The sequence below is a fragment of the Aurantimonas sp. 22II-16-19i genome, assembly GCF_002088275.1.
GTDB lineage: Bacteria > Pseudomonadota > Alphaproteobacteria > Rhizobiales > Rhizobiaceae > Jiella.
On the sequence record NZ_AQQS01000010.1, the window covers coordinates 92,717 to 119,378 of the forward strand.

Consider the following 26,662-nt stretch of genomic DNA (forward strand, 5'->3'; position numbering starts at 1 on the left):
CACCGCGGCAGATGTTTCGGCCAGCGCGAGCATGCCTCTCCTCGCCTTTCTCGCATTGCGGGATTTGCATTGCCGCGCGAAATCGCTAGCAAGCGGCCGGGGCACCTCGCAGGAGATTTGCATGAAAACGCGCGCAGCCGTCGCCTTCGAGGCGAAGAAACCCCTCGAGATCGTCGAACTCGACCTCGAGGGTCCGAAGCAGGGTGAGGTCCTCGTCGAGATCATGGCGACGGGCATCTGCCACACCGACGCCTACACGCTGGACGGGCTGGATTCGGAAGGGCTGTTTCCCTCGATCCTCGGGCACGAGGGAGCCGGGATCGTGCGCGAGGTCGGCGCGGGCGTCACCTATGTGAAGCCCGGCGACCACGTCATCCCGCTCTACACGCCGGAATGCCGCCAGTGTAAGTCGTGCCTCTCCGGCAAGACCAACCTCTGCACCGCGATCCGCGCCACGCAAGGGAAAGGGCTCATGCCCGACGGCACCTCGCGCTTTTCCTACAAGGGTCAGGCGATCCACCACTACATGGGCTGCTCGACCTTCTCGAACTTCACCGTGCTTCCAGAAATCGCCGTCGCGAAGATCCGTGAGGACGCGCCCTTCAAGACCGCCTGCTACTGCGGCTGCGGCGTCACCACCGGCGTCGGCGCCGTGGTCAACACGGCGAAGGTCGAGCCGGGCGCCAACGTCGTCGTCTTCGGCCTCGGCGGCATCGGTCTCAACGTCATCCAGGGCGCGAGGCTCGTCGGCGCGGACAAGATCATCGGCGTCGACCTCAACGACGACAAGAAGTCCTGGGGCGAGCGCTTCGGCATGACGCATTTCGTCAATCCGAAGCAGATCGAGGGCGACATCGTCGCCCATCTCGTCGAGCTGACCGGCGGCGGCGCCGACTACACCTTCGACTGCACCGGCAACACCACGGTCATGCGGCAGGCGCTGGAAGCGTGCCATCGCGGCTGGGGCGTCTCGGTCGTGATCGGCGTCGCGGAAGCCGGCAAGGAGATCTCCACCCGGCCGTTCCAGCTCGTCACCGGCCGCGTCTGGAAGGGCTCGGCCTTCGGCGGCGCGCGCGGCCGCACCGACACACCGAAGATCGTCGACTGGTACATGAACGGCAAGATCCAGATCGACCCGATGATCACCCACACGCTGAGCCTCGAGGAGATCAACAAGGGCTTCGACCTGATGCACGAGGGCAAGTCGATCCGCTCGGTGGTGGTGTACTGATGGAAACCGTCTCGACCAACACCGCCCATGGCGGCGTCCAGGGCGTCTATCGCCACGCGTCGAAGGAGACCGGCACGGAGATGACCTTCTCGGTCTTCGTGCCGCCCCATGCGGCAGGCGCGAAGCTGCCGGTGGTCTGGTATCTCTCCGGCCTCACCTGCACCCATGCCAACGTCACCGAAAAGGGCGAATTCCGCAGGGCCTGCGCCGAACTCGGCCTGATCTTCGTCGCGCCGGACACATCGCCCCGCGGCGACGGCGTTGCGGACGATGCCGAGGGCGCCTACGACTTCGGCCTCGGGGCCGGCTTCTATGTGGATGCCACCGAGGAGCCCTTCGCGGCGAACTACCGCATGTGGTCCTACGTCACCGAGGAACTCCCCGCCCTGATCGGGCAAGAGTTTCCGGCGGACATGGCGCGCCAGTCGATCATGGGCCACTCCATGGGCGGCCACGGCGCGCTGACGATCGGACTGACCTTCCCGGATCGCTTCAAGGCGGTCTCGGCCTTCTCGCCGATCGTCGCGCCGAGCCAGGTGCCCTGGGGCCACAAGGCCCTGCCCGGCTATCTCGGCGACGACCAGGCAGCCTGGCGCCGCCACGACGCCGTGGCGCTGATCGAGGACGGCGCCCGGGTCGACGCGCTGCTCGTCGACCAGGGCACGGCCGACAACTTCCTCGAAGGCCAGCTGAAGCCGGAGCTGCTCGACCAGGCCTGCAAGGCGGCGGGGATCGACCTCACCCTGCGCATGCAGGAGGGCTACGACCACAGCTACTATTTCATCTCGACCTTCATGGCCGATCACCTCGCCTGGCACGCCCAGCGGCTCGGCTGACCTTGCGATGACGAAAAGCGGGATCGCGGCGCGGAGTTTAGCCGCGATCCTGCAGGAAGTGAGCGGGCGGCCTCGCGCGCGGCGAAGGCGAGGATGCCGGCGCCGGCGCCTGGCGGCTGGCTCCCTGCCCGTCCGTAGCGACCTTCCAGGACAAGCACCCGCGCTACGGCCGTCGTCCGCATGGCGCTCGGCAACGCCACCATCCCGCAGATCGTGTCCGTCACCGGCCACACGGTGGCCAGCGCCCATACCATTCTCGAGCACTCTCTGGCGCAGCGTCCGGACATGGCCGACTCAGCCATCGGCGCGATGATCGCTTGGGAGGCAAAGGCCGAACAGTGAGAACGCCCGTGAACGCCTGAGACTTGTGAGACCTCTTACGAAGTCTCACAAGTCTCAGGCGTTCCACTGACGTTCTACAACGTCAGCTGTACCATATTGATTTTGATGGTGATCCCGACTGGATTCGAACCAGTGACCCTCAGATTAGGAATCTGATGCTCTATCCTGCTGAGCTACGGGACCACACGGCCGCGGACCATAGTGAAACCGGGGCCGCAGGCCAAGGCCTCGCCTGGATCATTCGCAAATTTTCGCGCGAGCGAGCCGGTCGCCGGGTCGGGCGGAGAGCGGATGAACCCGGCGCGCCGGGTCGACCGGCCCTCCCCCGGATGCCCGCTGCCGACACGCCGGAGAAAGCGCGGCTCGTTTCCCGCATCCTCGCGCGGCACGGTACCCCGCGCGGCCGATCGGAGATCGGGAGACCGAAGCTCACCGGACGGTCGGATCGGCCTGGGCGAGCAGGATCGCATCGCCTTGCCTCACGCTGACGCGGATCGGGCCGGCGGCCTCGTTGGACTGGGTGAGGATCGAGGTGAAAGGCAGGTCGACGTCGGCGAGCGGCCATTTGGCGCCCTCGATGGTCAGGCCCGTCACGGCCGAGAACTTCAGCACCGAGAACTGCGTTCCCGGCTCGAGTTCGAAATGCCGGGGCTCGGCCGACAGCGGGAAGGCCGATTCGGCGCCATCGCAAAGGGCGATGTCGAGGCCGGCGCGATAATAGCGCAGCGCCAGGATGAAATGGGCGAAGGCATGGTCGCTGCGCGGACCGCCCAGCGCCCCGACGAGGGTGAGCCGCGTCGCGCCGAGCGCAATCGCCGCCTCGATCGCCAGTTCGCCGTCGGTCTTGTCCTTGTCGCGCTCGAAGGTCTCGCGCCTGACGCCGGCCAAGGCGATCGGCGGCTCGCCGGGAGCGGAATCGAAGTCGCCGACCCAGAGTTCGGGCGCCAGCCCGAGTGTCGCCGCATGGCGGATCCCGTCATCGGCGGCGATCACCCGCGCGGCCGCGACCAGGGCCCGGAGCTCGGCCGTCGGCGCCATGCGGCCGGCAAGCAGGATGGCGAAATGCGACATTGACTGTTATTCCCTTCAGCACGATCCCAGCCGGTACACATCGGCAACGGGTCGATCGTCATGCGGTTCAATGGCTCGATACGCCAGGAAGCGGGTATCGCGAAACCCGCTCGTGCCGACACCGCCGCGATGGCCGCCCGCCTCACGAGCTTGCGCGCGGGCTCGAGGTTGCGGTCGGCCGCCGACCCTCAATTCCCGTGATTGACAAGATTTGTCTTCCCGCGCATATCACCTGCCATGACCGTACGCTCCCAGACCTCGAAAACGTCGATTAGCTGACGCCCCGCCCCGCTTGTCTCCCCCGGGGCGGAGGACGAGCGTGCTCGATCGTTTGGCAAGGGGAGAGCGAGAGAAGGTCGAATTCCCATGGGCTACAAGGTTGCCGTCGTCGGCGCCACCGGCAATGTCGGGCGCGAGATGCTGTCGATCCTTTCCGAGCGCGGCTTTCCGGCCGACGAAGTGGTGGCGCTCGCCTCGCGCCGCAGCCAGGGCACCGAGGTGTCCTTCGGCGACAAGACGCTGAAGGTGAAGCCCCTCGACCAGTTCGATTTCGCCGGCACCGACATCTGCCTGATGTCGGCCGGCGGCGAGATTTCCAAGCAGTGGTCGCCGAGGATCGCAGCGCAGGGCTGCGTCGTCATCGATAATTCCTCCGCCTTCCGCTACGATCCGGACGTGCCGCTGATCGTGCCGGAGGTGAATGCCGACGCCGTCGTGGGCTTCTCCAGGAAGAACATCATCGCCAATCCGAACTGCTCGACCGCCCAGCTGGTCGTCGCGCTGAAGCCGCTGCATGATCATGCCAAGATCAAGCGTGTCGTGGTCTCGACCTACCAGTCGGTCTCCGGCGCCGGCAAGGAAGGCATGGACGAGCTGTTCAAGCAGTCGCGCGCGGTCTTCGTCGCCGACCCGGTCGAGCGCAAGAAGTTCACCAAGCGCATCGCCTTCAACGTCATCCCCCATATCGACGTCTTCATGGAGGACGGTTCGACGAAGGAGGAGTGGAAGGTGATGGTCGAGACCAAGAAGATGCTCGACCCGAAGATCAAGGTCACCTGCACCGCCGTGCGCGTTCCGGTCTTCATCGGCCATTCGGAAGCGGTCAACATCGAGTTCGAGAACCCGATCACCGCCGACGAGGCCCGCGCGATCCTGCGCGAGGCGCCGGGCTGCCTCGTCGTCGACAAGCACGAGGACGGCGGCTACATCACGCCCTACGAGTCCGCCGGCGAGGACGCGACCTACATCTCGCGCATCCGCGAGGACCAGACGCTGGAGAACGGCCTCAACATCTGGGTCGTTTCGGACAACCTGCGCAAGGGCGCGGCGCTCAACACCGTCCAGATCGCCGAGCTCCTCGTCAATCGCGGTCTGCTGAAGCAGAAGCGGGCGGCCTGACGGGCCGGCGGCACCACCGCAAAGCGCCTGACGGCAATTCTGGCGGTGGTGGACCGCTTGCGCCCGATCCCATAGAAGACCCGGGACCGCCAGGCACGCGCCGGCGGTCCCGTGCCTGCGGGGTCCCGCGGCCAGCCTTGCGCCCCTCGGAGACAGCCTTGTCAGCCCCGGCCGATCGATCTCGCCTCCGCGCGCTGCTCAGCCTCGCCTTCGCCAGGACGGCTTCCCTGGATGCTCGCGTCGACCGGCTCGCGGCGGCCCGTCTCGGCCCTCTGCCCCTGCCGCTGGTCTTCGTGGCGCTGGTCCTTCTCGCAAACCTCGCCCTCAACCTCGTCTCGGACATCGCTCCCGGCTACGACGACCGCGAACAACTCGCCGACATGGCGGCCTGGGCCTGGGGCTATCGCGGCGTCCAGCCGCCGCTGCACACCTGGCTGATCAAGCTCGTCGATCTCGCGGTCGGCAGCGACATCGCGGCGATCTACGTCACCCGCTCCGCCGTCCTGTGTGTCATCGCAGTCCTCCTCTACCGCATCGGGCGCGAGCTGCAGCTCTCGCGCCAGGGGGCGGGCGCCGCGGCGCTGGGCCTGTTCCTGATGCCGACGGTCGGATGGGAGGCGCAGCGCAGCTTCAGCCATTCGCTCAGCGGGATGCTGTTCACCGCGCTCTTTCAGCTGGCGGTTCTGATGCTGCTTCGCCGCAGGAGCACCGGCACCTATGCCCTGACCGGCGCGAGTGCCGCGCTCGCCCTCCTCGGCAAGTACAACAGCCTCATCGGGCTCGCAGGGGCAGCCTGCGCGATCGTTCTGTTGCCCGAGGTCCGCAAGCGCCTGCGGGCCGGCGGGATGCTCGTCGCAGCCGCCGTCGGCGCGGCGATCCTCGCGGCGCCGCTGACCTGGCTCGCCGCCGGAAGGCTCGAGACCCTGGACGACAGCGCCGGCAAGTTCGGCTTCCACGGCTCCGGCTCGTTCCTTCTCGACCGGCTGGAAGGGGCCGGCGAGTTCGCCCTCAACACCCTCTCCTATTGCGGCCCGCTGATCGTCCTGGCGCTCATCGCCGGTCTGGTCGCCTGCATCGATGGACGGATCGTGCGCGGCAGCCTCGCACGCCTCGGCGTCGGGACGCGCTATCTGCTGACGGCGATCGCCGCGTCGTTCCTCCTGGCCTTCGCGCTGATTCTGGTCAGCGGAACGACCGAGGTGAAGGGCTATTGGCTGCACCCGATCCTGATCACGCTTCCGGCGGCCGCGGCCGCCATTCTCGAAGCCGTGGACGCGACCGGCTGGGCCAACCGCTTCCTGATCTTCTGCGCGATTATTCTGGCCCTGGCGAGCGTCGTCGCCTTCGTGCTCAGGGCCTATGGGATCGGCATGTGAGCACGAAGGCTCGGCGGCGCGTCGCCGCCGCGAGCCTCTCGCGTCCTTCGGCGCCCGGCCGGGTCATTCGTTTCCGGGCAGGGTGTACAGAATGAACTGGCTCTTCTGGTGACGGCTGAAATTGTTGTCCGAGGCAACCACGAGCGAACGTTCGCCGCCGATGTCGGGCCCCCAGCTGACCGCCTCGATATTGTCGATGTCGAGCCCGCCGAAGTCGCCCTCGTCGATCTTGAACCACAGCGTCTTTTTCAGCGGCGCGATGTCTTTGGCCCGCGCATCGGCCGACACTGCCTGCTCATCCCGCGGCGCGACGACGTAGAAGGCGATGCGATTGCCGATCCCATCGACATAGGCCCGCTCGACGACGATCAGCCGGCCGTCCGGCAGGGCCAGCAATTCGCTCACCCCGTTGTCGGCATACTTCACCGGCTGCGTCGGCCGGAACGGGATCGGGTCGGTCTCGTAGAAATACTCGGCCCCGGGGCGTTCGTTGCCGAGATCGATCGTCAGAAGCCGCGACCGGCTGCCGGCCTCGAAGGTCGCCTTGTCGCCGTCCTGGGCCAGGGCATTTTCGGTGATGGCATAGAGGGTCTGGTCGTCCGGCGAGATCGCGAATCCTTCGAAGGCGAGATTGGAGCGGACGCCGCGGGTTCCATCGCCATTCGGCAGGAAGGCTTCCGGCAGGTCGAGGGTTTTCTCCGCCTTGCCGTCCATCGTTGCCACGACGATCTGCGGCCGGCCTTCGGCATCGCCCTCGCTGGACCAGACGAGACGATCCCGCGTCCCGTCGCGCCGGATCGCCTCGGGATCGACGGCACCCTTGGCGAAGGCCTCGCCGTCCTCGCTGCGCAGCGTATGGGTCGCCGCGATGTCGAGAGTGGCGATGCCCGTGTCCGACAGGGCGAGCCTCAGTTCGTAGAACCGGGCGGGCGCCTTGTCCGAGCGGTCGTCGGAGATGGCGTAGAAGAGACCCGTCTCCGCATCAAAGTCGAGGCCGGAAATGCCGCCGAATTCGGTGCCGGCGATCGTCAGGCCGGTCGGCAGGACGATCTGACCGCGATAGGTCGGCTGCGGCAGCGGCGCGGCGTCCTCGGCGAACACCGCCGTGCTGCTGGCAGCGAGGAAGCCGAGTGCGGCAGTCGCCATCAGGCGACGAGTGAACGACATGGCGTTTGGCCTCATGGAAACGATGCCCCCTTGTCGCGCCTTCACCTGACAGGGCGATGACAGGCGGCTTCAGGCAAGAGCCGCCCCGGCCGTCGCCGGTCGGCAGGACGGGACGGGTCAAACGCCCTGTCACAGACCCTCGACACGCCAACCTGCAGCCGGGCCACCCGGTGAGGTGGTTCGCCCGCTCACAGCGGCGTGCGGGACCATGCAAAGCCGCCCTTTCTCGTCTTCTTCAGCCGATAGAGCGCCTCGTCGGCCTGTCGCAGGAGGTCACGCAGATCGGCGCCGTCCCGCGGCCACAGGCTGGCGCCGATCGTCGCCCCGAGCGTGATCGTGTGATCGCCCGCGATGAACGGTTCCGCGAAGGCCTGCTCGATGCGCCGGGAGAGGGCGTCGACCTGGCTGGGGGCGCTGAGACCGGGGAGCAGGATGACGAATTCGTCACCGCCGATGCGGAACAGCAGATCGCTCCCCGGGACGCATTCCCGCAGCCGCCCGGCGACGGCCGTCAAAGCGGCATCTCCGACCTCGTGGCCCATTTGGTCGTTGACCGGCTTGAAGTTGTCGAGATCAATCAGCAGCACCGCCAGCATCTGGTCCCCGTTGCTGGCGAGGGACGATGTTTCGTCGAGCCACCGCGCCTGCAGGGCGCGCCGGTTGCCCGCCCCTGTGAGGGCGTCTTCATAGGAGATGCGGCGGAGAGCCTCCTCGGCTTCCTTGCGCGAAGAAATGTCCTCGAAGGTCGCGATCCCGATGTTGACGTCGTGCAGGAGGATGCCGCGGTGCTGCACGGTCAGGACCGCCCCATTCGCGCAGAGCACGCGCAACTCGATGGCATCGACCTCCGAAATGCCGCTTGCCCGGGGCTGCCAGAGGTTCTGCCAGCGCTGGCGCGCGTGAGCCCGACCGGCTGGATCTATATAGGCATGATCGATCCATTCATCGACCGTCCGGAAACTGCCGTCGCCATAGCCGAACAGCCGTTTGAAGGCCCGGTTCATGAACTGGATCTCGCCGCTGGGCAGCACCGCCCAGGAAATGGCCATCGGAAGGCAATCCAGGACGACGTACAGGTCGCGCTGGGAGGCGATCTGGCCACTGGTAGCTCTGTCGAGTAGTTCCCGCAATTGTGCCTCCGACAGCCGCATCCGGCTCGGTCAAAGTGTTACGCTGGAATGGGTTTACGATTTGATCGAGATGGCTGTTTCTCGGGAAATTCGACGCAGCGATCGTCGCTCATCGGCGTCACATTCGGCGGCCACCGCTCGACGGCGGTGAACCGACGAGCGCTTGCACGATCGGGCGACCGGTGGATCGTCGTGCCAGATCGTCGACGCTGCAGCGATCAGAAGATGACTTCGCCAGCGCGAGACCGTTGCCTCAAGGCAACACCGGCTCTGAAATCCTGGGCCGCCCGCACAAGCCCTAATCCAGCCGTCTGTGGTCTCTATCGGCCCTTCAGAAGGACAAGCAAGCGGGCGGCGAATGCCCGATCTCAAGGCTGGACATGATGAAGAAACTCGCTCTCGCTCTCGCCCTCACCGCCGCCTTCGCCGGCTGCACCACCGATCCCTATACGGGCGAACAGAAGATCTCCAACACCCTCGGCGGTGCGGGTATCGGCGCCGGCGTCGGCGCCCTCGGCGGCTACGTGATCGGGCGGGCGACCGGCACCGATGCCGGCCGTGCCGCCCTGATCGGTGCCGGCGTCGGCACTTTGACCGGCGGCGGCATCGGTCTCTACATGGACAATCAGGAAGCCAAGCTGCGCCAGCAGCTGCGCGGCACCGGCGTCTCGGTCACCCGCGTCGGCGACCGCATCATCCTCAACATGCCCTCCAACATCACCTTCCCGACCGACCAGGCCTCGATCCTGCCGGGCTTCTACCAGACGCTGAACTCCGTCGCGCTCGTGCTGGAAGAGTTCGACCGGTCGATCGTCGACGTCTATGGCCACACCGACAGCCAGGGCTCGGACTCGTACAACCTGCAGCTCTCGCAGCAGCGCGCTTCCTCGGTCAGCCAGTATCTGGCGAGCCAGGGCGTCAATCCGCGCCGGCTGAACACCCAAGGCTTCGGCGAGAGCCGGCCGGTCGCGTCGAATGCCACGGAGGCCGGCCGCGCGCAGAACCGCCGGGTGGAGATCTCGATCTCGCCGCTGACCTCGGGCTGATCGCGCGCCCGTCATGTCATGAACGACGAAGGCCGGGCTCGATGGGGCCCGGCCTTCGTCGTTTCGATGCTTGCAACTGGCGATCTCGCGGCAATCTGCCCTGCCGCCGCCGGGGAGTGTGGCGCCGGCCCGCGGTCTCGCCGCGCCCGCGTCAGTACTGGTTGCCGACCGCGCCTCCGACGGCCGCGCCGCCGACGCCGCCGACGATGGCGCCGCCGCTACCGGCAATCGCATTTCCGGCCACGGCGCCGGTCGCGCCGCCGATGCCGGCACCCGCCAGCGTCTTCTGGGTCCGGCTGCAGCCGGCGCTGATCGCCAGCCCGGCGACGAGGCTCAGGACGACGGTGCTCCTCACGATGGTCTTCATGTCTCGATCCTTCCGAAACGCACACTTGGTTGGTGAAGGAGAAACTCGGGCACGCTGGCAAAATGACAAGGTTTTTCAACGGCGCCTTTGTGACCCGGCTATCGAGGTGCTCCTCGGCGCCCGCTCCTTCAAACGATTTTAGCCGGCCGGCGCTCTTCCGATCACACGCTGCCGCCGCTATTGGCAGATCAGCCAAACGTCTTCGAAGGAGGGGCACCCCCATGACGACACGGACCGAAACCGATTCCATCGGCGCCATCGAGGTGGCCAGCGATCGCTACTGGGGCGCCCAGACCGAGCGCTCGCGCAACAACTTCAAGATCGGCATCGAGCGCCAGCCGCTGCCCCTGATCCATGCGCTGGCGACGATCAAGAAGGCGGCCGCCCGCGTCAGCGCGGCCAAGGGCCGGCTGCCCGCGGAGATCGCCGATGCGATCGAGAAGGCCGCCGACGAGATCATCGCCGGCAAGCTCGACGACCACTTCCCGCTGGTCGTCTACCAGACCGGCTCGGGCACCCAGACCAACATGAACGTCAACGAGGTCATCTCGAACCGGGCGATCGAGATGATGGGCGGCGAGATGGGCTCGAAGAAGCCCGTCCACCCCAACGACCACGTCAATATGAGCCAGTCGTCCAACGACGTCTTCCCGACGGCGATGCATGTCGCGACCGTGATCGAGGCCCATGCCCGTCTCGTCCCGGCGCTGGAGACGCTGCATGCCTCGCTCGACAGGAAGGCGAAGGAATTCGAGCATATCATCAAGATCGGCCGCACCCATACCCAGGACGCGACGCCAGTCACCCTCGGGCAGGAATTCTCCGGCTATGCCATGGCGCTGCAGCTGGCGAAGAAGCGGATCGCCGATTCCCTCGACGGCGTCCTGGCGCTCGCCCAGGGCGGCACCGCGGTCGGGACCGGGCTCAACGCCCCCATCGGCTTCGACACGGACATCGCCGCCGAGATCGGCAAGCTCACCGGCCATCCCTTCCGCACCGCCGAGAACAAGTTCGAGGCGCTGGCCTCCCACGGCGCGCTGACCTTCTTCCACGGTTCCCTGAACACGTTGGCCGCCGATCTGATGAAGATCGCCAACGACATCCGCTTCCTCGGCTCGGGCCCGCGCTCCGGCCTCGGCGAGTTGAACCTGCCGGCCAACGAGCCGGGCTCCTCGATCATGCCCGGCAAGGTCAACCCGACCCAGTGCGAGGCACTGACGATGGTGGCGACGGAGGTGTTCGGCCACGAGACGACGGTGACCGTCGCCGCCTCCCAGGGTCATTTCGAGCTCAACGTCTTCAAGCCGGTCATCGCCAACGCCGTCCTCTCCTCGATCCGGCTTCTCGCCGACGGCATGGAGAGTTTCGCCGAGCATTGTGTCGACGGCATCGAGGCCAACGAGGAGCGGATCGCCAGCCTCATGCAGCAGTCCCTGATGCTGGTGACGGCACTGGCGCCGACCATCGGCTACGACAACGCTGCCAACATCGCCAAGACGGCTCACAAGAAGGGCACGACGCTCCGCGAAGAGGCGATCGCCACCGGTCTCGTTTCGGGCGAGGACTACGACCGCATCGTCGATCCCCGGACGATGATCGCGCCGGCCTGACGGCCGGGACTGACAAAACGGCACGACGCCATGCCTGACGCATGGGCCAGCCGGACGCAGGGGCTGCGCCAGCTCCCTTTCCCCGCCGCCCAACCCCTTCTCCCCGCCCGGGAGAAGGCCGCCGCAGGGCCCGGCCGGGAGAGGCAGCGCTGGATCTCTGCTGCCCGATTGTATCGTCGATCATTGACAATTCGTTGGCTATTCGCCCCGATGCATTGACGATCGCTCTCGGCTATCTCTGCGTCATCGAAACCGACCCGACGGAAATCCCGGCCGGGCGATCATCGGAGCCACACCATGAACCAGACCCTGATTCTCGCCGGCCGCGTTCTCCTCGCGGCCATCTTCGTCATCTCCGGCTTCGGCAAGCTGGCCGGCGCCGAGGGCTTTTCCGGCTTCCTCGCCAGCCTGAACTTCCCGGCGCCGCTTCTCATGGCCTATCTCGTCGGCGCCTTCGAGCTCTTGGCCGGCATTGCCGTCGTCGTCGGCTTCCAGACGAGGATCGTCGGCATCGCGCTCGCCCTCTTCTGTGTCGCCACCGGCTTCCTCGTCCATGGCGCGGATCAGACGGCGCTTCTGAAGAACATTGCTCTTGCCGGTGGCTTCCTCGTTCTCGCCGGCTCCGGCGCCGGTTCGATCGCCGTCGACAAGACCAAGCGCGAGAGCCGCTACGCCTGATCGGCGGCCAACGCCGCCGCCTGCCTCACGGCGCCGGGTTCTCGGTCGCGAGCGGCATGTTCGCCTTGTATTCCTTCTTGGCGCGTTCGGCTTCGGCGGACGCGCCGGTTTGCGCCCCGGCCGCGGCTGAAGCCTCTTCCGCCTCGTCGCCGGCGGCGAGCGTCGTGACGTCGAGGCGCGCCGTGGGCCTGTAGGGATTGCCCGCCTCGCTCTCGCCGCTCCGGTCCGCCGCGGCTGCGCCGGAACTCGCCGAGGCTGCGGAAGTGCCGCTGCTCCCCGCAGCTTTCTGCGCCCTGGCCAGGTCGGCCGTGTATCTCGAAACCAGCGCCTGCTGCGTCGTCGCCTCCTCGCTGTCGCCGGCGGCCTCGGCATCGCTCGCGGCCTTCTGGGCGGAGGCGAGCCTTTCCTTGATGGCGGCGACGTCGTCTTTGCCGGCACTCGTGCTGTCGCTGGACAGCACGGTGCTGGTCGTGCTCCCCGATCCGATGGTCAGTGACATGCGCCGGTCTCCGCTGGCTGGAAGGTCGTTGAAAAGACGACCATCAGCTAGAGGTATGATCGTCAAGGAAGCCTTGCCGCAGGCGTTTCGGCAGGTTTCATCCTGTTACGAAACCTTTCCCGCAGGGAGGGACCGGCGCGGCCTCAGCGCGCGAAGCGGCCGGCGAGCGCGTCGCGCAAGGCGCCCTCGCCCGCCTCGGGCCGACGCGCATGGGAGCGAACCAGACAGGCCTCCGACTTCAGGATCACCCCGTCCGACAGGATCTTCAGCTGATTGGCGACGAGCGTCGAACCGGTCGAGGTGATGTCGACGATGATGTCGGCGGAGCCCGCCGCCGGCGCACCCTCGGTGGCGCCGAGGCTCTCGACGATGCGATAGCTCTGGATGCCGTGGATACGGCTGAAGAAGCCCTGGGTCAGCCGCCAGTACTTGGTCGCGATCCGCAAGCGGCGCCCGTGGCGCGCCCGGAACGATCCGGCCACGTCGCCGAGATCATCCATGGTCTCGACGTCGACCCAGGCTTCCGGCACCGCCACGACGACGTCGGCATGGCCGAAGCCGAGGCGGGCGACGATGCCGACCGTCCGGTCGGGATCGGCCACCGTCTCGCGGATCAGGTCCTCGCCGGTGATGCCGAAATCGACCGCGCCGTCGCGCAGTTCGCGGGCGATCTCCGAGGCCGACAGGAGCAGGACCTCGAGCCCGTCCAGTCCTTCGACCTGCGTACGGTAGGAGCGGGTCTCGCCGGCGGTGACGGTAATTCCGGCATCCTTCAGCGCGGCCACGGATTTCTCCATCAGCCGGCCCTTGGAGGGAATGGCGAGGGTGATGGTCATTGGCTGCCCTCCCATCGATGGAGATCGCAAAGGCTCTTTCCGACGCTCATGCGGATACTCCGGAATTCGATACCCTCTCGATCCGGTCGAGCCAGAGCGAGAAGCCGACGGCCGGGATCGGCATGTCGGCACCGAGGATGGTCATCAGACGGTCGTAGCGCCCGCCGCCAACGAGCGGATCCTCGGCGCCTCGCTCCCGCGCCTCGAAGACGAGGCCGGTATAGTAGTCGATCGGCCGGCCGAAGGCGGCGCGGTAGGTGACGCGGGCGAGATCGACATTCGCCGCCTGGAGCGCGAGATTGCGGGTCTGGAACGCCGTCATCGCCCGGCCGAGATCGAGGCCGACCGTCCCCATCAGATCGGCAAGACGGTCGCCGGCCTCGTCGAGCGGGCAGTCGATGGCAAGGAAGGTCTCCAGCAGCTGCAAGGGACCCTCCCCGAGCCGCGCCTCGGCGACGGCGACCTTCTCGATCAGCCGCGCAGCGATCTCGCCTGGCGAACGGCCGGAATGGAGCGGCAGCCCCGCCTCTTCCATACGCATCCGTATGAGGCGCGTCAGCGCGCCCTCCTCGCGGTCGCGGGCGAGGTCGAGCAGGTCCGGCGCGACGTCTCCCAGGGCACTTTCGGGCGCCCGCGACAGGTTCTCCAGCGCGGCGCGCAGCTGGCCGTCATGGCCGAAGGTGCGGATCAGCCGCCGCTGCCAGCCTTCCGGCAGCCCCAGCGCCCGCAGCACCGCCTCGAACAGGCCCTGGTCGCCGAGAATGACGTCGAGGTGGTCCGGCGAAACGCCGCAGGTTTCGAGGCTCGCCAGCGCGTCGGCAACGGCGCGGGCATCGGCGGTCGCACGGTTCTCCTCGCCGAGATCTTCGATCCCGGCCTGCACGAATTCTCCCGGTCCGTCCGCCCGCTGGCGAAAGACCAGGCCGCGATAGGAATAGCGCCGGGGCAGGTCCGCGCCCTCGGCGATGTGGCGCATACAGACGGGTATGGTGAAATCCGGCCTGAGGCACAGATTCTCGCCGCCCTCGCCTCGCGTCAGGAAGATGCGCCGGCGCAGCGCTTCGCCGGCCGTGTCGAGATAGGGCTCGGCCGGCAGGATGATCGCGGTCTCGGCCAGCGCCGCGCCGCGCGTGGCGAACAGCCGGTCGAGCGCGTCGCCCATGGCGTCGTCGGAGGTCGGCACGGTGTTCAAGCCTTGCCGGACTGGCGGGCGAGGATGTCGCGAACGGCGGCGATCATCGCTTCCGGATTGGCCGGATCGTAGTCGACCATCTCCTGCCCCGCCCGCGCCTCGCGCCATTCGGCATTGTCGGTGATCGTCGCCGACACTTCCTTGCCGAGCGCCAGATCCTTCACCTGCACCTTGCCGGCGGCCTTTTCGTCGCCACCCTGGATGATCACGCAAGGGGCATTGCGCCGATCGGCATATTGCAGCTGCTTGCCGAACTGCTTGGGATTGCCCTGGAACACCTCGACCGGCACCGGGACTGCGGTCGGATTGCCATTCGCGTCGGTATTCAGCGCATTGCGCAGCGTCGTCGCCATCGCCTGGTAGTCGGCCATGCGGTCGCGGTCCATGACGGTGACGACCACCGGGCCGGTGCGCTCCGACGTCTCGAGCCGCCCGAGATTCTTCAGCGCCGTCATCAATCGCGAGACGCCGATGGAAAAGCCCGTCGCCGGCACCAGCTGGCTCATGAAGCGCGACACCAGCCCGTCATAGCGCCCGCCGCCGCCGACGGAGCCGAAGCGCACGACCTCGCCCTTTTCGTTGGTGACGTCGAAGAGGAGTTCGGCTTCGAAGACCGGGCCGGTGTAGTATTCGAGGCCGCGGACGACTGATGGGTCGATCTTCATGCGGTCGAAAACGTAACCCGCATTCTGACAGAGATCGCTTATTGTCCGAAGTTCCGCCATTCCCTCGTGATAAAGCTTGGATGCGAGAAAAAGCCTGTCCAAGTTGTCGAGGGTTGCCGGATTACCCATGCCGAAAGTAACGTTGTCGTCTCCGAATTTTGCTGTCGCAACCAGTTCACCTGGGGACGCGCCGATTCGAGGATCGCCCTCTTGGCGCACACCCGGCTGGCTCATGACGAAACGGAATAATTGATAGCTGGAATCCTCATCCAGCCCCGCTCCCGGCGTGAAATCGCCGCTCTCGTCTTTGCGCCCCGCGCCGAGCAGCAGCCGGACGCCCTCCGGCCCAAACTTGTCCAACTTGTCGATCGCCCGGAGCACCGTCAGCCGCCGTCCGGCATTCTCCTCGCCACCGAGGCCGATCGCCTCCAGCACCCCGTCGAGCACCTTCCGGTTGTTCACCCGGATGACGTATTGCCCGCGCGGGATGCCCAGCGCCTCCATCGTGTCGGCCATCATCATCGCCATCTCGGCGTCGGCCGAGACGTTCGGCGCGCCGACGATGTCGGCATCGAACTGCATGAACTGGCGAAACCGCCCCGGCCCCGGCTTCTCGTTGCGGAAGACATAGCCCGCCCGGTAGCTGCGATAGGGCTTCGGCAGGGTTTCGTAGTTCTCGGCCACATAGCGGGCGAGCGGCGCGGTGAGATCGTAGCGGAGCGACATCCACTGCTCGTCGTCGTCCTCGATCGAGAACACGCCCTCGTTCGGCCGGTCGCTATCGGGCAGGAACTTGCCGAGCGCATCGGTATATTCGAACACCGGCGTCTCCACCGGCTCGAAACCGTAGGTCTCGTAGACCCGGCGGATCTTCGCCAGCATCTCGTCCTGTGCGCGCAGATCGGAGGCGTCCCGATCGACGAAGCCGCGCGGCACCCGCGCCGTCACCCGTTTCGGCTTTTTCGCAGCCATGTCCGTTTCACCAAAGTTTGCGCGCCGGCCATCTAATGCAATGCGCGAAAAGCGCACCGACACCTGCTCCGTCGCATATGACTTGTCTCGCGAGCGGCTTAGACCATCGAAACGGGTGGCTCAAGGCGGAGGATGGGCTCGCGCGCGCTTCGAAGAGCTGGAACGCGCGGCGCTCATGATACTATATTGGGGCGACCTTGCGAGGAGATGCGCGATGACCAGCATCACGATCACCAATATCGACGGCGATTTGTCTGCTCGGCTTCGGCGTCGGGCCACGGAACACGACCGTTCCATCGAAGAGGAAGCGTCGCTGCTGTTGAAGTGGGCGCTCGAAGTGCCGGAAGATCAGCTCGGCATTCCACCTGCACGCGAGCATGCCTCTCCGCCGCGGAACCTCTACGAGGCCATTCGCAGACACATCGATCCCATCGGCGGTGTCGACTTGGAGCTTCCCGCGCGGGAAATGATCCGCGAACCGCCGACGTTCGACTGAAGCTGAATGATCGTCCTCGATACCAACGTTCTTTCCGAAGTCATCAAGGTGGCGCCGCATCCGGCGGTGCGGAACTGGTTCATCGGCTTGCAACCAGCAAGCGTTTGCATCACAGCCGTAACCGAGGCTGAGTTGCGATACGGTGCCGAGATACTCCCTGACGGTAAGCGCAAGACGTCGTTGCTCAAAGCAATCGACAGCACGATCACATTGGCCAAAGGTGGCGGCACCGTGCCTTTCGACCGAGAGGCAGCCGAGCAATTCGCTTTGATCGCTGCAGCCCGCCGTCGCTCGGGCCGTCCAACCAGTTTGCCGGACTGTCAAATCGCGGCAATCGTTCGCGCACGAAATCTGGTTCTGGCCACACGCAACATCAAGGACTTCACGGATTGCGGGATCGCGCTTGTCGACCCTTGGAAGGCTTAAGCTCCAGCGCCCCCGAAGCCTCCCTCACCCTCCCACCGCCAGTTCCGGCACCGTCTCCAGCACCAGCGCCATGTCCGCCTGGAACGCCTTCGTCTCCCGGTCCTTTGCCGCCTGATCCGGCAGGCGCAGGATATAGGACGGGTGGACCGTCACCAGCAGCTGCGTCTTCTCGTCGAGGTCGATCAGCTTCGAGCGCGTCGCCTTGATGGTCACGGTCTTGCCGAGGACGGCCTGGGCCGCCGTCGCGCCCAGCGCCACGATCAGCTTCGGGGCGATCAGCGCCCGCTCCTGGTCGAGCCACCAGCGGCAGACCTTGATCTCGCTCATGTTCGGCTTGGCATGGATGCGCCGCTTGCCGCGCGGCTCGAACTTGAAGTGCTTCACCGCATTGGTGACATAGGCCTGGGAGCGGTCGATGCCCGCCGCCGCCAGCGCCTGGTCGAACACCTTGCCGGCCGGCCCGACGAAGGGCTCGCCGGCGATGTCCTCCTGGTCCCCCGGCTGCTCGCCGACGAAGATCACCGGCGCATCCTCCGGCCCCTTGCCGAATACCGTCTGGGTGGCAGGCTCCCAGAGCGGGCAGGCCGTGCAATGGGCCGCCTGCTCGCGGGCCGCGGCGATCGTCGCCGGCGCTTTTCCGGTTCCGAGGCCGGGGCTGACCTCGCGGGTCTGTTCCATGCGTGGCAAAGCCATGGCGCGGCGCTCCCTGAGCTTTTGCGAATGCAAACTCGGCAGCGTCGGCTGGGTTTCCAGCATGCGGCGCGTCGCCGCCTCGGCGCCGGCGATCAGCGGCTTGACCAGCGCGGTCTCCGGCATGTTGGCCCAGTATTTCTTCGGCATTTCGGCCGTCATCGCCTTCACCTTCAGCCGCGCCGGGTTGAAGATCGAGGCGTAATAGGTCAGCCACAGCGCCTCCATGTCGTCGTCCGCCGGCGCCATGTCGCGGGTCGCACCCGGGAGAAACGCGAGCTCCTCGCCGTTCCAGTGGGCGCTGCGCTCCGGTGTCAGGATCGTCCAGACCATGCCGGCGAAGCGCCGGGCGAAGAACGGCGCGGTGAGCTCGACGGTGTGGTGGAAGGGCTCGAACCAGGCGATGGAATGGCGGCCGAGTTCGCCGTCCTCGATCTCGCGGAACCGCACGAAGGCCTTCATCTTGTGGCTGTCGCGGCGCACCGCCTTTTCCATCTCCGCCGCGCGGAGGATGTCCGGGTCGGAGGCGATCTCCAAGAGCCGCTTCTCGCTCTGCAGCCGCCAGAGCAGGCGATAGGCGAAGACGAAGCGGTCCTCGTCGGCATGGCAGACGAGCTTGCGGGCAAGCTCCGGAAAGGCCTTCGGCACCGTCGGCTGCAAGGCGCCCGCCGGCGGCTCGGGCAAGGGCTCGGCAAACAGCCCGGGTGCTGCATCGCCGATGGTGAAGCCGATGTCTTCCGGAGCGACACCCAGCGTCAGCGCTCGGCGCGCGGCATTCCGCCAGCCGTCGAAATCGGCGGGAAAGGCGAGTGGAACGTTGAACATTTTGCCGAACACCTCAACCGCGAACCAATTGCCGTCATTCGCCAAACGTAGTAACAACTAGCCGCCTGAGACTAGGGCGGAGCGAGCCCGTGAACTTTCACGAACATAAGATGAACGCGCGGATGTTCAATCAGAAGCTCTCGACCGCCAAGCGAGTTGCCGAGGTCAATCCCGTCGTCGTGACCGATCGGGGCCGGCCGACGCATGTCCTCATGAGTTACGCGGAGTATGAGAGACTTCGGAGCAATCGCGGATCGGTACTGGACTTTTTTGCCGATAGGCGCCCGGAAGCGGATTTCGATTTCGATCCTCCGCGGGACAAGAGCCTGCCGCGAGAAGTCGATTTCGATTGAATGCCGCGGTGTATCTTCTCGACACCAATGATCTCGGCCGCACGCAAGCCCTGGACTCTCGATGAGCGCGTCGCTCAAACCATCGGCTCACTGCCGCTCCAGACGGCGTATGTTTCCGTCATCACGCTGATGGAACTGGAGATCGGAGTCATCTCCATGGAGCGGCGCGACCGGCAACAGGGCGCCGATCTTCGGCAATGGCTGCGATCGCGGCGCGCCGAGCTCGCCGACTCTCAGATCCTGCCGGTGACGGAACTGGTGGCTCTCCGATGTGCGACCCTCCACGTTCCAGATCGTCGTCCGCGAAACGATTCTCTCATCGCCGCGACAGCGCTCGTCCACGGCCTGACGCTGGTCACGAGAAACGTCGCCGACTTCGATACGATCGACGGATTGCGCATCCTGAATCTCTGGGCCTGAGCCGCGACCTGACGCTCAGCGCCGATGAACCCGCTCGTGCATCGCCTTGATCTCGGCGGCAAACGCCTCGAACGGTCCCACGATCTCCACATGCGGCAGCAATTCGCGCATCGTCACCGGCTTGTAGGGCAGCGGCGGGGCGCCGAACTCTTCGAGCCACGCGATCAGTTGCGGCGTCGAGGTGGCGAAGACCGCGCGGCCGATACCGCACCATCCGTGCGCCGCCGCGCACATCGGGCAGTGCTCGCCGGAGGTGTAAATCGTCGCCGCGGCGCGCTCAGCCTTCGACAGGTTCAGCGCAGCCCAGCGGGCGAGCGCCAATTCAGGATGCGCCGTCGGATCGCCGGAGCCGGTGCGGTTGTGATCCTCCTTCAGAATCTCGCCCGCGCCGGAGACGAGCACCGAGCCGAAGGGCCGGTTTCCGGTCTCAACGGCCTCGCGGGCAAGCTCGACGCAGCGGCGAAGATGGGTGATGTCGGCGGCGTCGGATTCAGTCATGACAGTTCTCCGGGGAACGGCTTCGCAGGTCTCTCGCGCGTCTGTCGTTCGGCATCTCTGGTCGTTGCAACTACCCTCGAAGCGATGACCTCTTCCTGAGCCGATCGAATCGTGTATCATGATGTGATACAAGCCGAGACGATCATATGATCCTTTCAACGCGAGGCAAGTTCGTCGAGCAGATCGCGGCCGGCAAAGCGCCCAAGGGATTTCCTGCCGATCTCGTCGCTCGGGCGGAGCGCCGTCTTCGTGCTGTCGACCTGGCCGTCGATCTGAAGGATCTGCGGTCGCCGCCGGGCAACCGGTTGGAGGCCTTGAAAGGCGATCGGCAGGGGCAGCACTCCATCAGGATAAACGACCAGTGGCGGATATGCTTCCGCTGGACGCAAACCGGTGTGGAAGATGTCGAGATCGTCGATTATCATTCCGGATGAACCCGGATGCAGGAGGTAGGCTCCATGTCGCTGCGGTTTGCACGACCGATTCATCCCGGCGAATATCTGCGGGAGGAATATCTCGTTCCGCTCGCGATCAGTGCCGGCGCATTGGCCAAGCGCCTCGACTTGCCGAGGACACGGATCGAACGGCTGATCCGCGAAGAGGTCGGCGTCACGCCGGACACTGCCCTGCGGCTCGCACGAGTCTTCGACACCACGCCGCAATTCTGGCTGAACTTGCAGAACGCCTATGACCTTCATGTCACGGGCGAACGGCTCGGCGATGTCATCGCGAAGATCGCCCCCCTGACCCACCCCGATCAGGCCGCCTGACATGGTCAAAACAGCTCCAGCTGGCTCGCCGCGCGCTTGGCCTTCGGCAGGAAGCTCTCCTTGAGCCTCTCCCGGTCCGTCAGCCCGCCCGGCGACCAGTCGAGCGCCATGACGAACGGCCGGACCTTGTCGATCGACTGGCAGAGCCGGGCGACGTCGTCGAGCCTGAGCGTCCGGTGCCGGCGTGTCGAGAGGATGCGCTTGACCGCCCGGGTGCCGAGGCCGGGCACCCGCAGCAGCATCTCCCGGTCGGCGCGGTTGACGTCCACGGGAAAGCTCTCGCGGTTCCGCAGCGCCCAGGCGAGCTTCGGATCGACGGCGAGATCGAGCATGCCGCCCTCCCCGCCCGAGACGATCTCGGCGCGCTGGAAGCCGTAGAAGCGCATCAGCCAGTCGGCCTGATAGAGCCGGTGCTCGCGCATCATCGGCGGCTTTAACAGCGGCAGTCGGCTCGACGAATCCGGAATCGGCGAGAAGGCGGAATAGTAGACGCGGCTGAGGCGATAGTTGCCATAGAGGTTTTCCGAGCGGATCAGCACGTCGTCGTCGGTGGAGGCGTCCGCCCCGACGATCATCTGCGTCGACTGGCCGCCCGCCGAGAACCGCTGCGGCTTCGTCCGGTCCCGCTTCTCGCCCTTGTGCTCCTCGATCTTCGCCCGCAGGTGCCCCATGGAGCGGCGGATGTCGCGCGCGTCCTTTTCCGGCGCCAGGGCCGAGAGCGTCGCATCGGTCGGCATCTCGATGTTCACCGACAGGCGGTCGGCGAAGAGACCGGCCTCCTCCAGGAGCGCCGGCGAGGCGTCGGGGATCGTTTTCAGGTGGATGTAGCCGGAGAAGTTCTCCTCGAGGCGCAGCTTCCTTGCGACGCGGACCATCTCCTCCATCGTGTAGTCGGAGTTCCTGATGATGCCCGAGGAGAGGAACAGACCCTCGATGTAGTTCCGGCGATAGAAGTTCATCGTCAGCGCGACCACCTCGTCGACGCTGAACCGCGCCCGCTGGACGTTCGAGGACGAGCGGTTGATGCAGTAGACGCAGTCGTAGATGCAGAAGTTGGTGAGCAGGATCTTCAGGAGGGAGATGCAGCGGCCGTCCGGCGCATAGGCGTGGCAGATGCCGGAACCCTCGGTCGAACCGATGCCCTTCGACTTGACGGAGTTGCGCCCCGCCGCCCCGCTGGAAGCGCAGGAGGCGTCGTACTTCGCCGCATCGGACAGAACGGCGAGCTTGGTGCGGAGATCGAGCGTCGGCATGAGACGGACATAGCGTTCATGAAACGTTCGCGCCAGAGCGATCCTGCAACCGTTACCTTTTGTCGCGGCGCCTGCCACCGCGCGCCGACCGGAAACACCAAGATCTTGACTCTCAATCAGTTTTGATCGGCCGTATGAACCAAATCAGCGAAAGCGGCGTTATATCAGGCAGTGGGACAATCCGGGGGCGTGACTGTGCGAGGGCGTCGATCTCGTTCTCGGACTTCGGCATTTCGAACGCCCCCGACGACCGGAGCATCTTCATGCAGAAAATCATCTCGATGGCCCTGGCCTTGCTGCTGGCCATCGGCACCCTCGGAACTGGCACCGTCAGTGCCAGCGCCGAACCGCACTGGCGGGGCCATAATGGCGGGCAGCACTGGAACCGCGGGAACTGGAACGGACCGCGCCATTATCGCGGCGGGCGCCACTATCGGGGTGGCCGTCACTATCGCGGGGGTCGCCATTATGGCCGCCGCCACAACAATAATGGAGCGGCGATCGGCGCCGGCATTGCAGGCCTGGCGATCGGCGCGATCGTCGGTGGTGCATTGGCAGACCGGGATCGTCCGGTCCCGGTGCAGCGCGTCTATCCGAGCCGCGGCTATGGATCGCATGTGGCGCGCTGCGAGGCGCGCTACCGTTCCTATGACCGTCGCACGGACACCTTCCTCGGCTATGACGGTCATCGCCACCGCTGCAAGTACTGATCGCTCGCCGATCTGTTCGACATGAGACACCCGAAGCGCCGGCGGATCCTTCCGCCGGCGCTTTTGCGTTGTCGGTGGGCATCGCAGGACGCCTTGCTCCCCTGAATGGAGCGCCGCCTTTCAGCGGCCGTGAGCCCTGCCCTCCCTACCGCTCCTCCACTTACCGCTCCGACGCCCCCCGATCGGACAAGTCCCGGGGAAATGATGGCGGCCGTCTCCGCCGCAATTTCTGACTCCCTATCGGCTCAACCGAGCGGACGGAAACCAAGCCGCGGCGGGCAACCGAGCCGACATCAAGTGCGCGGTCCGAGGCGAGATACCGGACATCGCAGGACGCGCGTCGCCGCCGAAATCAATGAGCCTGGAATCGAAACGCCGGCGGGACGATCCGCCGGCGTTGTCTTGTCTGGAAGGGCTTGGCGGCCGCCGGCCGCCCGAACCTCGATCAGTGGGCGAGCGCCTTCTTCACGGCGCGCTTGGTGACGACCTTGACCAGATTGGCGCGATAGGCCGACGAGCCGTGGATGTCGGCGATCATGTCGCCTTCCGATGCCGCAAGTCCGTCCACGGCTTCCGGCGAGAAGTTGCCCGACAGCGCGCTCTCGGCGTCGCTCCAGTGGAAGGCGCCGCTCGATCCGGCGCCGGTGACACCGACCTTCACGCCGTCGGCGCGCCTTGCGACGAAGACGCCGCACATGGCGTAACGCGAAGCCGGGTTGCGGAACTTCTCATAGGCGCACTGGTCCGGCGCCTCGAAGGAGACCGCGGTGACGATCTCGCCCTCGTCCAGCGCCGTCTCGAACAGGCCCTGGAAGAACTCGTCGGCCGGCATGTCGCGCTTGTCGGTATGGATCGTTGCCCCGAGGGCGAGAAGCGCCGCCGGATAATCCGCCGCCGGGTCGAAATTGGCGACCGAGCCGCCGACCGTGCCCATGTGGCGCACGGCCGGATCGCCGATCAGCCCGGCGAGCGCGGCAAAGCCGGGGCATACGGACTTGATCTCCGGGTTCGTCGCGACTTCGGCATGGGTCATGCCGCCGCCGATGCGGATCGACCGGCCGTTCACCGAGATGCCCTTCAGTTCCGCCACGTGGCGAAGGTCGATCAGCGCCTCGGGCGCCGCGAGCCGCTGCTTCATGGTCGGGATCAGCGTCATGCCGCCCGACAGGTATTTTGCCTCGTCGCCCTTTTCCGCGGCGAGCTGCGTCGCCTCTGCCAGCGAAGACGGGCGGTGGTAGCTGGTCTCGTACATCGGTCGTGCCTCCTTGGGGGCTCATCGGGGCGCCGGGCTGGCAGCTTCGCCAGCCGCGCGGCGCAATCTTCGAATCTGGCGGGCCGGACGACCGGCCGCGCCGGCCGCGCCCCGAAGGGCACGGCCGATCGTCATCGTCAGGCCTGGCGGACCGCGTTCAGCGCCTTCCAGACCTTCTCCGGGGTCGCCGGCATGGTCAGCTCGTTGTTGCCGATCGCGTCGGTGATGGCGTTGATCACCGCCGGCGGCGAGCCGATGGCGCCGGCCTCGCCGCAGCCCTTCATGCCGAGCGGATTGCCCGGGCAGAGGGTCTCGGTGGTGGAGACCTTGAAATTCGGCAGGTCCCAGGCCCGCGGCATCGCGTAGTCCATGTAGGAGGCCGTCGTCAGCTGGCCGCTCTCGTCGTAATGGGTGCCCTCGAGCAGCGCCTGGCCGATGCCCTGGGCCAAACCGCCATGCACCTGGCCCTCGACGATCATCGGGTTGATCACCCGGCCGAAGTCGTCGGCCGCGACGAACTGGATGATCTCGGTCGTGCCGGTCTCGGGATCGACCTCCACCTCGCATATGTAGCATCCGGCCGGGAAGGTGAAGTTGGTCGGGTCGTAGAACGCCCCCTCCTTCAGACCCGGCTCCATGCCGTCGGGCAGGTTGTGCCCGGTATAGGCGCCGAGGCAAACCTCGTGCCAGCCGAGCTTCTTGTCGGTCCCGGCGACCTTCACCTCGCCATTCTCGATGACGATGTCGCCCTCGTCCGCCTCCAGCACATGGGCGGCGATCTTCTTGGCCTTGGCTTCCACCTTGTCCAGAGCCTTGTGGATCGCCGACATGCCGACGGCGCCGGAGCGCGAGCCATAGGTGCCCATGCCGAACTGCACCTTGTCGGTGTCGCCATGGATGACCTGGACGTTGTCGACCGGCAGGCCGAAACGCTCGGCGACGAGCTGGGCGAAGGTCGTCTCGTGCCCCTGGCCGTGGCTGTGCGAACCGGTGAGGATCTCGATCGTGCCGACCGGATTGACCCTGACTTCGGCCGATTCCCACAGGCCGACGCCTGCGCCGAGGGAACCGACGGCCTTCGAGGGCGCGATGCCGCAGGCCTCGATGTAGCAGCTCATGCCGAGGCCGCGCAGCTTGCCGCGGCTTCTCGCCTCCTCGCGCCGCGCCTCGAAGCCGGCGACGTCGGCGGCTTCCATGCCGGCGTTCAGCGTGGCGTCGAAGTCGCCGGCGTCATAGGCCATGATGACCGGCGTCTGGTGCGGGAAGGAGCGGATGAAGTTCATGCGGCGCAAGTCCGCCGGCGAGATGCCGAGCTCGCGTGCCGCCGTCTCCATCGTCCGCTCGACGACGTATGTCGCCTCCGGCCGCCCGGCGCCGCGATAGGCGTCGACGGGAACGGTGTTGGTGTAGACCGCCTTGACGTTGGCGTGGATCGCCGGGATGTCGTACTGGCCGGAGAGCAGCGTCGCATAGAGATAGGTCGGCGTCGCCGACGAGAACAGCGACATGTAGGCGCCGAGATTGGCGACCGTTTCGACCTTCAAAGCGAGGATCTTGTTGTCGGCATCGAGCGCCATCTCGACCTCGGTCTCGTGGTCGCGGCCATGGGCGTCGGTGAGGAAGGCCTCGGTGCGGTCGGAGGTCCACTTGACCGGAACCCCGGTGCGCTTGGAGGCCCAGAGGCAGACGATCTCTTCGGGATAGATGTAGATCTTCGAGCCGAAGCCGCCGCCGACATCCGGCGCGATGACCCGTAGCTTGTGCTCGGGCGCGACGTTGTAGAAAGCGCTCATCACCAGGCGGGCGACATGCGGGTTCTGCGACGTCGTCCAGCAGGTGTAGTGATCCTCGGCCGGATCGTAGAGCCCGAGCGCGGCGCGCGGCTCCATCGGATTGGGCACGAGGCGGTTGTTGTGGATGTGCAGCTTGGTGACGTGGGCGGCCCTCGAAAAGGCCTCGTCCGTCGCCGCCTTGTCGCCGATCTCCCAGTCGAAGATCAGATTGCCGGGCGCCTCGGGATGAAGCTGCGGCGCGCCGTCCTTCAGGGCGTCGACGGCCCTGGTGACGACGGGAAGCTCGTCATAATCGACCACCACCGCCTCGGCGGCGTCGCGGGCCTGGGCCTGCGTGTCGGCGACGACGATCGCGACCGCCTGCCCGACATGGCGGACGGTCTCGCTGGCGAGCGCCGGCCAGGCGCCCATCTTCATCGGCGTGCCATCCTTCGAGGACACCGCCCAGCCGCAGATCAGATTGCCGATGCCGTCGCCCTGCAGCTGCCGGCCGTTCAGGACGCCGACGACGCCCGGCATGGCCTCTGCCGCGCTGGTGTCGAGGCCGGTGATCGTCGCATGCGCATGCGGCGAGCGCACGAAGGCGGCGTATTTCATGCCCGGCACGCTCATGTCGTCGACATAGCGGCCGCGCCCGGTGATGAAGCGGCGGTCCTCCTTGCGAAGAACCTTCGCACCGATACCTTCAACGCCCATAGTCAAACCCTCCCTAAGCTCGGTCACGGCTCCCATGCGCCAGGGCGCATCCGCGACCGATGAA

Annotated in this window: 28 protein-coding genes and 1 tRNA gene; 15 read left to right on the forward strand and 14 right to left on the reverse strand. The window is 66.4% G+C overall.

What is annotated here, in order from left to right:
• Nucleotides 1–121: 121 nt before the first annotated feature.
• From ATO4_RS10365 to ATO4_RS27705, 3 genes are all read left to right on the forward strand, one after another.
• Nucleotides 122–1,231: an S-(hydroxymethyl)glutathione dehydrogenase/class III alcohol dehydrogenase gene (locus ATO4_RS10365; RefSeq protein WP_083591455.1), complete on the forward strand. Its 1,110-nt coding sequence runs from the start codon at nucleotides 122–124 to the stop codon at nucleotides 1,229–1,231.
• Nucleotides 1,231–2,067 carry an S-formylglutathione hydrolase gene (gene fghA / locus ATO4_RS10370; protein ID WP_083591456.1) on the forward strand — a complete coding sequence of 279 codons (837 nt, stop codon included), beginning with the start codon at nucleotides 1,231–1,233 and terminating at the stop codon, nucleotides 2,065–2,067. Before ATO4_RS10365 ends, fghA begins: the two co-directional genes overlap by 1 nt.
• A gap of 180 nt (nucleotides 2,068–2,247) precedes the next feature.
• Nucleotides 2,248–2,409 (forward strand): hypothetical protein, encoded by a 162-nt coding sequence (locus ATO4_RS27705; RefSeq protein WP_176222935.1) that lies wholly within the window; start codon nucleotides 2,248–2,250, stop codon nucleotides 2,407–2,409.
• 106 nt (nucleotides 2,410–2,515) lie between these two features.
• Here the strand turns inward: ATO4_RS27705 and ATO4_RS10375 are convergent.
• Together ATO4_RS10375 and ATO4_RS10380 are read right to left on the reverse strand one after the other, a co-directional pair.
• Nucleotides 2,516–2,592 (reverse strand) — tRNA-Arg (locus ATO4_RS10375).
• Nucleotides 2,593–2,838: 246 nt separating this feature from the next.
• Entirely contained in the window at nucleotides 2,839–3,480 is a 642-nt protein-coding gene (locus tag ATO4_RS10380) for a thiamine diphosphokinase (RefSeq protein WP_083591457.1), read from the reverse strand.
• Nucleotides 3,481–3,846: 366 nt separating this feature from the next.
• On the opposite strand from ATO4_RS10380, the gene ATO4_RS10385 reads away from it, so the two are divergent.
• Together ATO4_RS10385 and ATO4_RS10390 are read left to right on the forward strand one after the other, a co-directional pair.
• Nucleotides 3,847–4,878, forward strand: a complete 1,032-nt coding sequence (locus ATO4_RS10385) for an aspartate-semialdehyde dehydrogenase (protein ID WP_083591458.1) — start codon at nucleotides 3,847–3,849, stop codon at nucleotides 4,876–4,878.
• A 158-nt stretch (nucleotides 4,879–5,036) separates the two neighbouring features.
• Nucleotides 5,037–6,254, forward strand: a complete 1,218-nt coding sequence (locus ATO4_RS10390) for a glycosyltransferase family 39 protein (protein WP_083591459.1) — start codon at nucleotides 5,037–5,039, stop codon at nucleotides 6,252–6,254.
• 63 nt (nucleotides 6,255–6,317) lie between these two features.
• On the opposite strand, the gene ATO4_RS10395 is transcribed toward ATO4_RS10390, so the two are convergent.
• Entirely contained in the window at nucleotides 6,318–7,421 is a 1,104-nt protein-coding gene (locus ATO4_RS10395) for an esterase-like activity of phytase family protein (protein WP_083591460.1), read from the reverse strand.
• Nucleotides 7,422–7,609: 188 nt separating this feature from the next.
• Nucleotides 7,610–8,572: a sensor domain-containing diguanylate cyclase gene (locus ATO4_RS10400; RefSeq protein ID WP_245308674.1), complete on the reverse strand. Its 963-nt coding sequence runs from the start codon at nucleotides 8,570–8,572 to the stop codon at nucleotides 7,610–7,612.
• 359 nt (nucleotides 8,573–8,931) lie between these two features.
• Here ATO4_RS10400 and ATO4_RS10405 point away from each other — a divergent pair, with 359 nt between their 5' ends.
• Nucleotides 8,932–9,597 carry an OmpA family protein gene (locus ATO4_RS10405; protein ID WP_139802376.1) on the forward strand — a complete coding sequence of 222 codons (666 nt, stop codon included), beginning with the start codon at nucleotides 8,932–8,934 and terminating at the stop codon, nucleotides 9,595–9,597.
• A gap of 151 nt (nucleotides 9,598–9,748) precedes the next feature.
• Here the strand turns inward: ATO4_RS10405 and ATO4_RS10410 are convergent, their stop codons facing one another.
• Nucleotides 9,749–9,964 (reverse strand): hypothetical protein, encoded by a 216-nt coding sequence (locus ATO4_RS10410; protein WP_083591461.1) that lies wholly within the window; start codon nucleotides 9,962–9,964, stop codon nucleotides 9,749–9,751.
• 221 nt (nucleotides 9,965–10,185) lie between these two features.
• Between ATO4_RS10410 and fumC the strand changes: the two genes are divergently transcribed.
• Both fumC and ATO4_RS10420 read left to right on the forward strand, forming a co-directional pair.
• Nucleotides 10,186–11,574 (forward strand): class II fumarate hydratase, encoded by a 1,389-nt coding sequence (fumC, locus tag ATO4_RS10415; RefSeq protein ID WP_083591462.1) that lies wholly within the window; start codon nucleotides 10,186–10,188, stop codon nucleotides 11,572–11,574.
• Nucleotides 11,575–11,871: 297 nt separating this feature from the next.
• Nucleotides 11,872–12,252, forward strand: coding sequence for a DoxX family protein (locus ATO4_RS10420; RefSeq protein ID WP_083591463.1), 381 nt, complete (start codon nucleotides 11,872–11,874; stop codon nucleotides 12,250–12,252).
• Between the two features lie 25 nt (nucleotides 12,253–12,277).
• Here the strand turns inward: ATO4_RS10420 and ATO4_RS10425 are convergent, their stop codons facing one another.
• The 4 genes from ATO4_RS10425 to hisS form a co-directional block, all read right to left on the reverse strand.
• Entirely contained in the window at nucleotides 12,278–12,751 is a 474-nt protein-coding gene (locus tag ATO4_RS10425) for a hypothetical protein (protein WP_083591464.1), read from the reverse strand.
• Nucleotides 12,752–12,894: 143 nt separating this feature from the next.
• Entirely contained in the window at nucleotides 12,895–13,587 is a 693-nt protein-coding gene (gene hisG / locus ATO4_RS10430; RefSeq protein ID WP_083591465.1) for an ATP phosphoribosyltransferase, read from the reverse strand.
• A 46-nt stretch (nucleotides 13,588–13,633) separates the two neighbouring features.
• Complete coding sequence (locus ATO4_RS10435) at nucleotides 13,634–14,770, reverse strand: ATP phosphoribosyltransferase regulatory subunit (RefSeq protein ID WP_245308675.1); 1,137 nt, start codon at nucleotides 14,768–14,770, stop codon at nucleotides 13,634–13,636.
• A gap of 5 nt (nucleotides 14,771–14,775) precedes the next feature.
• Complete coding sequence (gene hisS / locus ATO4_RS10440) at nucleotides 14,776–16,416, reverse strand: histidine--tRNA ligase (protein WP_083591466.1); 1,641 nt, start codon at nucleotides 16,414–16,416, stop codon at nucleotides 14,776–14,778.
• 214 nt (nucleotides 16,417–16,630) lie between these two features.
• Here hisS and ATO4_RS10445 point away from each other — a divergent pair, with 214 nt between their 5' ends.
• Nucleotides 16,631–16,912 carry a hypothetical protein gene (locus ATO4_RS10445; protein ID WP_083591467.1) on the forward strand — a complete coding sequence of 94 codons (282 nt, stop codon included), beginning with the start codon at nucleotides 16,631–16,633 and terminating at the stop codon, nucleotides 16,910–16,912.
• A 6-nt stretch (nucleotides 16,913–16,918) separates the two neighbouring features.
• On the forward strand, nucleotides 16,919–17,338 hold the full coding sequence (locus ATO4_RS10450) for a type II toxin-antitoxin system VapC family toxin (RefSeq protein ID WP_083591468.1): 420 nt from the start codon (nucleotides 16,919–16,921) through the stop codon (nucleotides 17,336–17,338).
• Between the two features lie 24 nt (nucleotides 17,339–17,362).
• On the opposite strand, the gene ATO4_RS10455 is transcribed toward ATO4_RS10450, so the two are convergent.
• Nucleotides 17,363–18,853, reverse strand: coding sequence for a UdgX family uracil-DNA binding protein (locus ATO4_RS10455; protein WP_083591500.1), 1,491 nt, complete (start codon nucleotides 18,851–18,853; stop codon nucleotides 17,363–17,365).
• 89 nt (nucleotides 18,854–18,942) lie between these two features.
• Between ATO4_RS10455 and ATO4_RS10460 the strand changes: the two genes are divergently transcribed.
• Nucleotides 18,943–19,206, forward strand: a complete 264-nt coding sequence (locus ATO4_RS10460; RefSeq protein WP_245308676.1) for a type II toxin-antitoxin system prevent-host-death family antitoxin — start codon at nucleotides 18,943–18,945, stop codon at nucleotides 19,204–19,206.
• A 27-nt stretch (nucleotides 19,207–19,233) separates the two neighbouring features.
• The gene (locus tag ATO4_RS10465) at nucleotides 19,234–19,626 is read left to right on the forward strand and encodes a type II toxin-antitoxin system VapC family toxin (protein WP_210191052.1); all 393 of its coding nucleotides are present in this window, start codon (nucleotides 19,234–19,236) and stop codon (nucleotides 19,624–19,626) included.
• Between the two features lie 15 nt (nucleotides 19,627–19,641).
• On the opposite strand, the gene ATO4_RS10470 is transcribed toward ATO4_RS10465, so the two are convergent.
• The gene (locus ATO4_RS10470) at nucleotides 19,642–20,256 is read right to left on the reverse strand and encodes a nucleoside deaminase (RefSeq protein WP_245308677.1); all 615 of its coding nucleotides are present in this window, start codon (nucleotides 20,254–20,256) and stop codon (nucleotides 19,642–19,644) included.
• Nucleotides 20,257–20,270: 14 nt separating this feature from the next.
• On the opposite strand from ATO4_RS10470, the gene ATO4_RS10475 reads away from it, so the two are divergent.
• Nucleotides 20,271–20,558: a type II toxin-antitoxin system RelE/ParE family toxin gene (locus ATO4_RS10475; RefSeq protein ID WP_083591471.1), complete on the forward strand. Its 288-nt coding sequence runs from the start codon at nucleotides 20,271–20,273 to the stop codon at nucleotides 20,556–20,558.
• Nucleotides 20,559–20,582: 24 nt separating this feature from the next.
• A complete protein-coding gene (locus ATO4_RS10480) occupies nucleotides 20,583–20,894 on the forward strand; it encodes a HigA family addiction module antitoxin (protein ID WP_083591501.1) in 312 nt (103 codons plus the stop codon).
• A gap of 5 nt (nucleotides 20,895–20,899) precedes the next feature.
• On the opposite strand, the gene ATO4_RS10485 is transcribed toward ATO4_RS10480, so the two are convergent.
• Complete coding sequence (locus ATO4_RS10485; RefSeq protein ID WP_083591472.1) at nucleotides 20,900–22,147, reverse strand: putative DNA modification/repair radical SAM protein; 1,248 nt, start codon at nucleotides 22,145–22,147, stop codon at nucleotides 20,900–20,902.
• Between the two features lie 263 nt (nucleotides 22,148–22,410).
• Between ATO4_RS10485 and ATO4_RS10490 the strand changes: the two genes are divergently transcribed.
• Nucleotides 22,411–22,857 (forward strand): BA14K family protein, encoded by a 447-nt coding sequence (locus tag ATO4_RS10490; RefSeq protein WP_083591473.1) that lies wholly within the window; start codon nucleotides 22,411–22,413, stop codon nucleotides 22,855–22,857.
• Nucleotides 22,858–23,302: 445 nt separating this feature from the next.
• Here the strand turns inward: ATO4_RS10490 and ATO4_RS10495 are convergent, their stop codons facing one another.
• Complete coding sequence (locus tag ATO4_RS10495; protein WP_083591474.1) at nucleotides 23,303–24,109, reverse strand: xanthine dehydrogenase family protein subunit M; 807 nt, start codon at nucleotides 24,107–24,109, stop codon at nucleotides 23,303–23,305.
• A 137-nt stretch (nucleotides 24,110–24,246) separates the two neighbouring features.
• On the reverse strand, nucleotides 24,247–26,598 hold the full coding sequence (locus tag ATO4_RS10500) for a xanthine dehydrogenase family protein molybdopterin-binding subunit (protein WP_083591475.1): 2,352 nt from the start codon (nucleotides 26,596–26,598) through the stop codon (nucleotides 24,247–24,249).
• Between the last annotated feature and the right edge of the window lie 64 nt (nucleotides 26,599–26,662).

Bases quoted from the DNA above. Each gene is read 5' to 3' on its own strand.
- ATO4_RS10365 (WP_083591455.1), top strand. From the start codon at position 122: ATGAAAACGCGCGCAGCCGTCGCCTTCGAGGCGAAGAAACCCCTCGAG.
- fghA (WP_083591456.1), top strand. From the start codon at position 1,231: ATGGAAACCGTCTCGACCAACACCGCCCATGGCGGCGTCCAGGGCGTC.
- ATO4_RS27705 (WP_176222935.1), top strand. From the start codon at position 2,248: ATGGCGCTCGGCAACGCCACCATCCCGCAGATCGTGTCCGTCACCGGC.
- ATO4_RS10380 (WP_083591457.1), bottom strand. From the start codon at position 3,480: ATGTCGCATTTCGCCATCCTGCTTGCCGGCCGCATGGCGCCGACGGCC.
- ATO4_RS10385 (WP_083591458.1), top strand. From the start codon at position 3,847: ATGGGCTACAAGGTTGCCGTCGTCGGCGCCACCGGCAATGTCGGGCGC.
- ATO4_RS10395 (WP_083591460.1), bottom strand. From the start codon at position 7,421: ATGTCGTTCACTCGTCGCCTGATGGCGACTGCCGCACTCGGCTTCCTC.
- ATO4_RS10400 (WP_245308674.1), bottom strand. From the start codon at position 8,572: ATGCGGCTGTCGGAGGCACAATTGCGGGAACTACTCGACAGAGCTACC.
- ATO4_RS10405 (WP_139802376.1), top strand. From the start codon at position 8,932: ATGATGAAGAAACTCGCTCTCGCTCTCGCCCTCACCGCCGCCTTCGCC.
- ATO4_RS10410 (WP_083591461.1), bottom strand. From the start codon at position 9,964: ATGAAGACCATCGTGAGGAGCACCGTCGTCCTGAGCCTCGTCGCCGGG.
- fumC (WP_083591462.1), top strand. From the start codon at position 10,186: ATGACGACACGGACCGAAACCGATTCCATCGGCGCCATCGAGGTGGCC.
- ATO4_RS10420 (WP_083591463.1), top strand. From the start codon at position 11,872: ATGAACCAGACCCTGATTCTCGCCGGCCGCGTTCTCCTCGCGGCCATC.
- ATO4_RS10425 (WP_083591464.1), bottom strand. From the start codon at position 12,751: ATGTCACTGACCATCGGATCGGGGAGCACGACCAGCACCGTGCTGTCC.
- hisG (WP_083591465.1), bottom strand. From the start codon at position 13,587: ATGACCATCACCCTCGCCATTCCCTCCAAGGGCCGGCTGATGGAGAAA.
- hisS (WP_083591466.1), bottom strand. From the start codon at position 16,416: ATGGCTGCGAAAAAGCCGAAACGGGTGACGGCGCGGGTGCCGCGCGGC.
- ATO4_RS10445 (WP_083591467.1), top strand. From the start codon at position 16,631: ATGACCAGCATCACGATCACCAATATCGACGGCGATTTGTCTGCTCGG.
- ATO4_RS10450 (WP_083591468.1), top strand. From the start codon at position 16,919: ATGATCGTCCTCGATACCAACGTTCTTTCCGAAGTCATCAAGGTGGCG.
- ATO4_RS10455 (WP_083591500.1), bottom strand. From the start codon at position 18,853: ATGTTCAACGTTCCACTCGCCTTTCCCGCCGATTTCGACGGCTGGCGG.
- ATO4_RS10465 (WP_210191052.1), top strand. From the start codon at position 19,234: ATGATCTCGGCCGCACGCAAGCCCTGGACTCTCGATGAGCGCGTCGCT.
- ATO4_RS10475 (WP_083591471.1), top strand. From the start codon at position 20,271: ATGATCCTTTCAACGCGAGGCAAGTTCGTCGAGCAGATCGCGGCCGGC.
- ATO4_RS10480 (WP_083591501.1), top strand. From the start codon at position 20,583: ATGTCGCTGCGGTTTGCACGACCGATTCATCCCGGCGAATATCTGCGG.
- ATO4_RS10485 (WP_083591472.1), bottom strand. From the start codon at position 22,147: ATGCCGACGCTCGATCTCCGCACCAAGCTCGCCGTTCTGTCCGATGCG.
- ATO4_RS10490 (WP_083591473.1), top strand. From the start codon at position 22,411: ATGCAGAAAATCATCTCGATGGCCCTGGCCTTGCTGCTGGCCATCGGC.
- ATO4_RS10495 (WP_083591474.1), bottom strand. From the start codon at position 24,109: ATGTACGAGACCAGCTACCACCGCCCGTCTTCGCTGGCAGAGGCGACG.
- ATO4_RS10500 (WP_083591475.1), bottom strand. From the start codon at position 26,598: ATGGGCGTTGAAGGTATCGGTGCGAAGGTTCTTCGCAAGGAGGACCGC.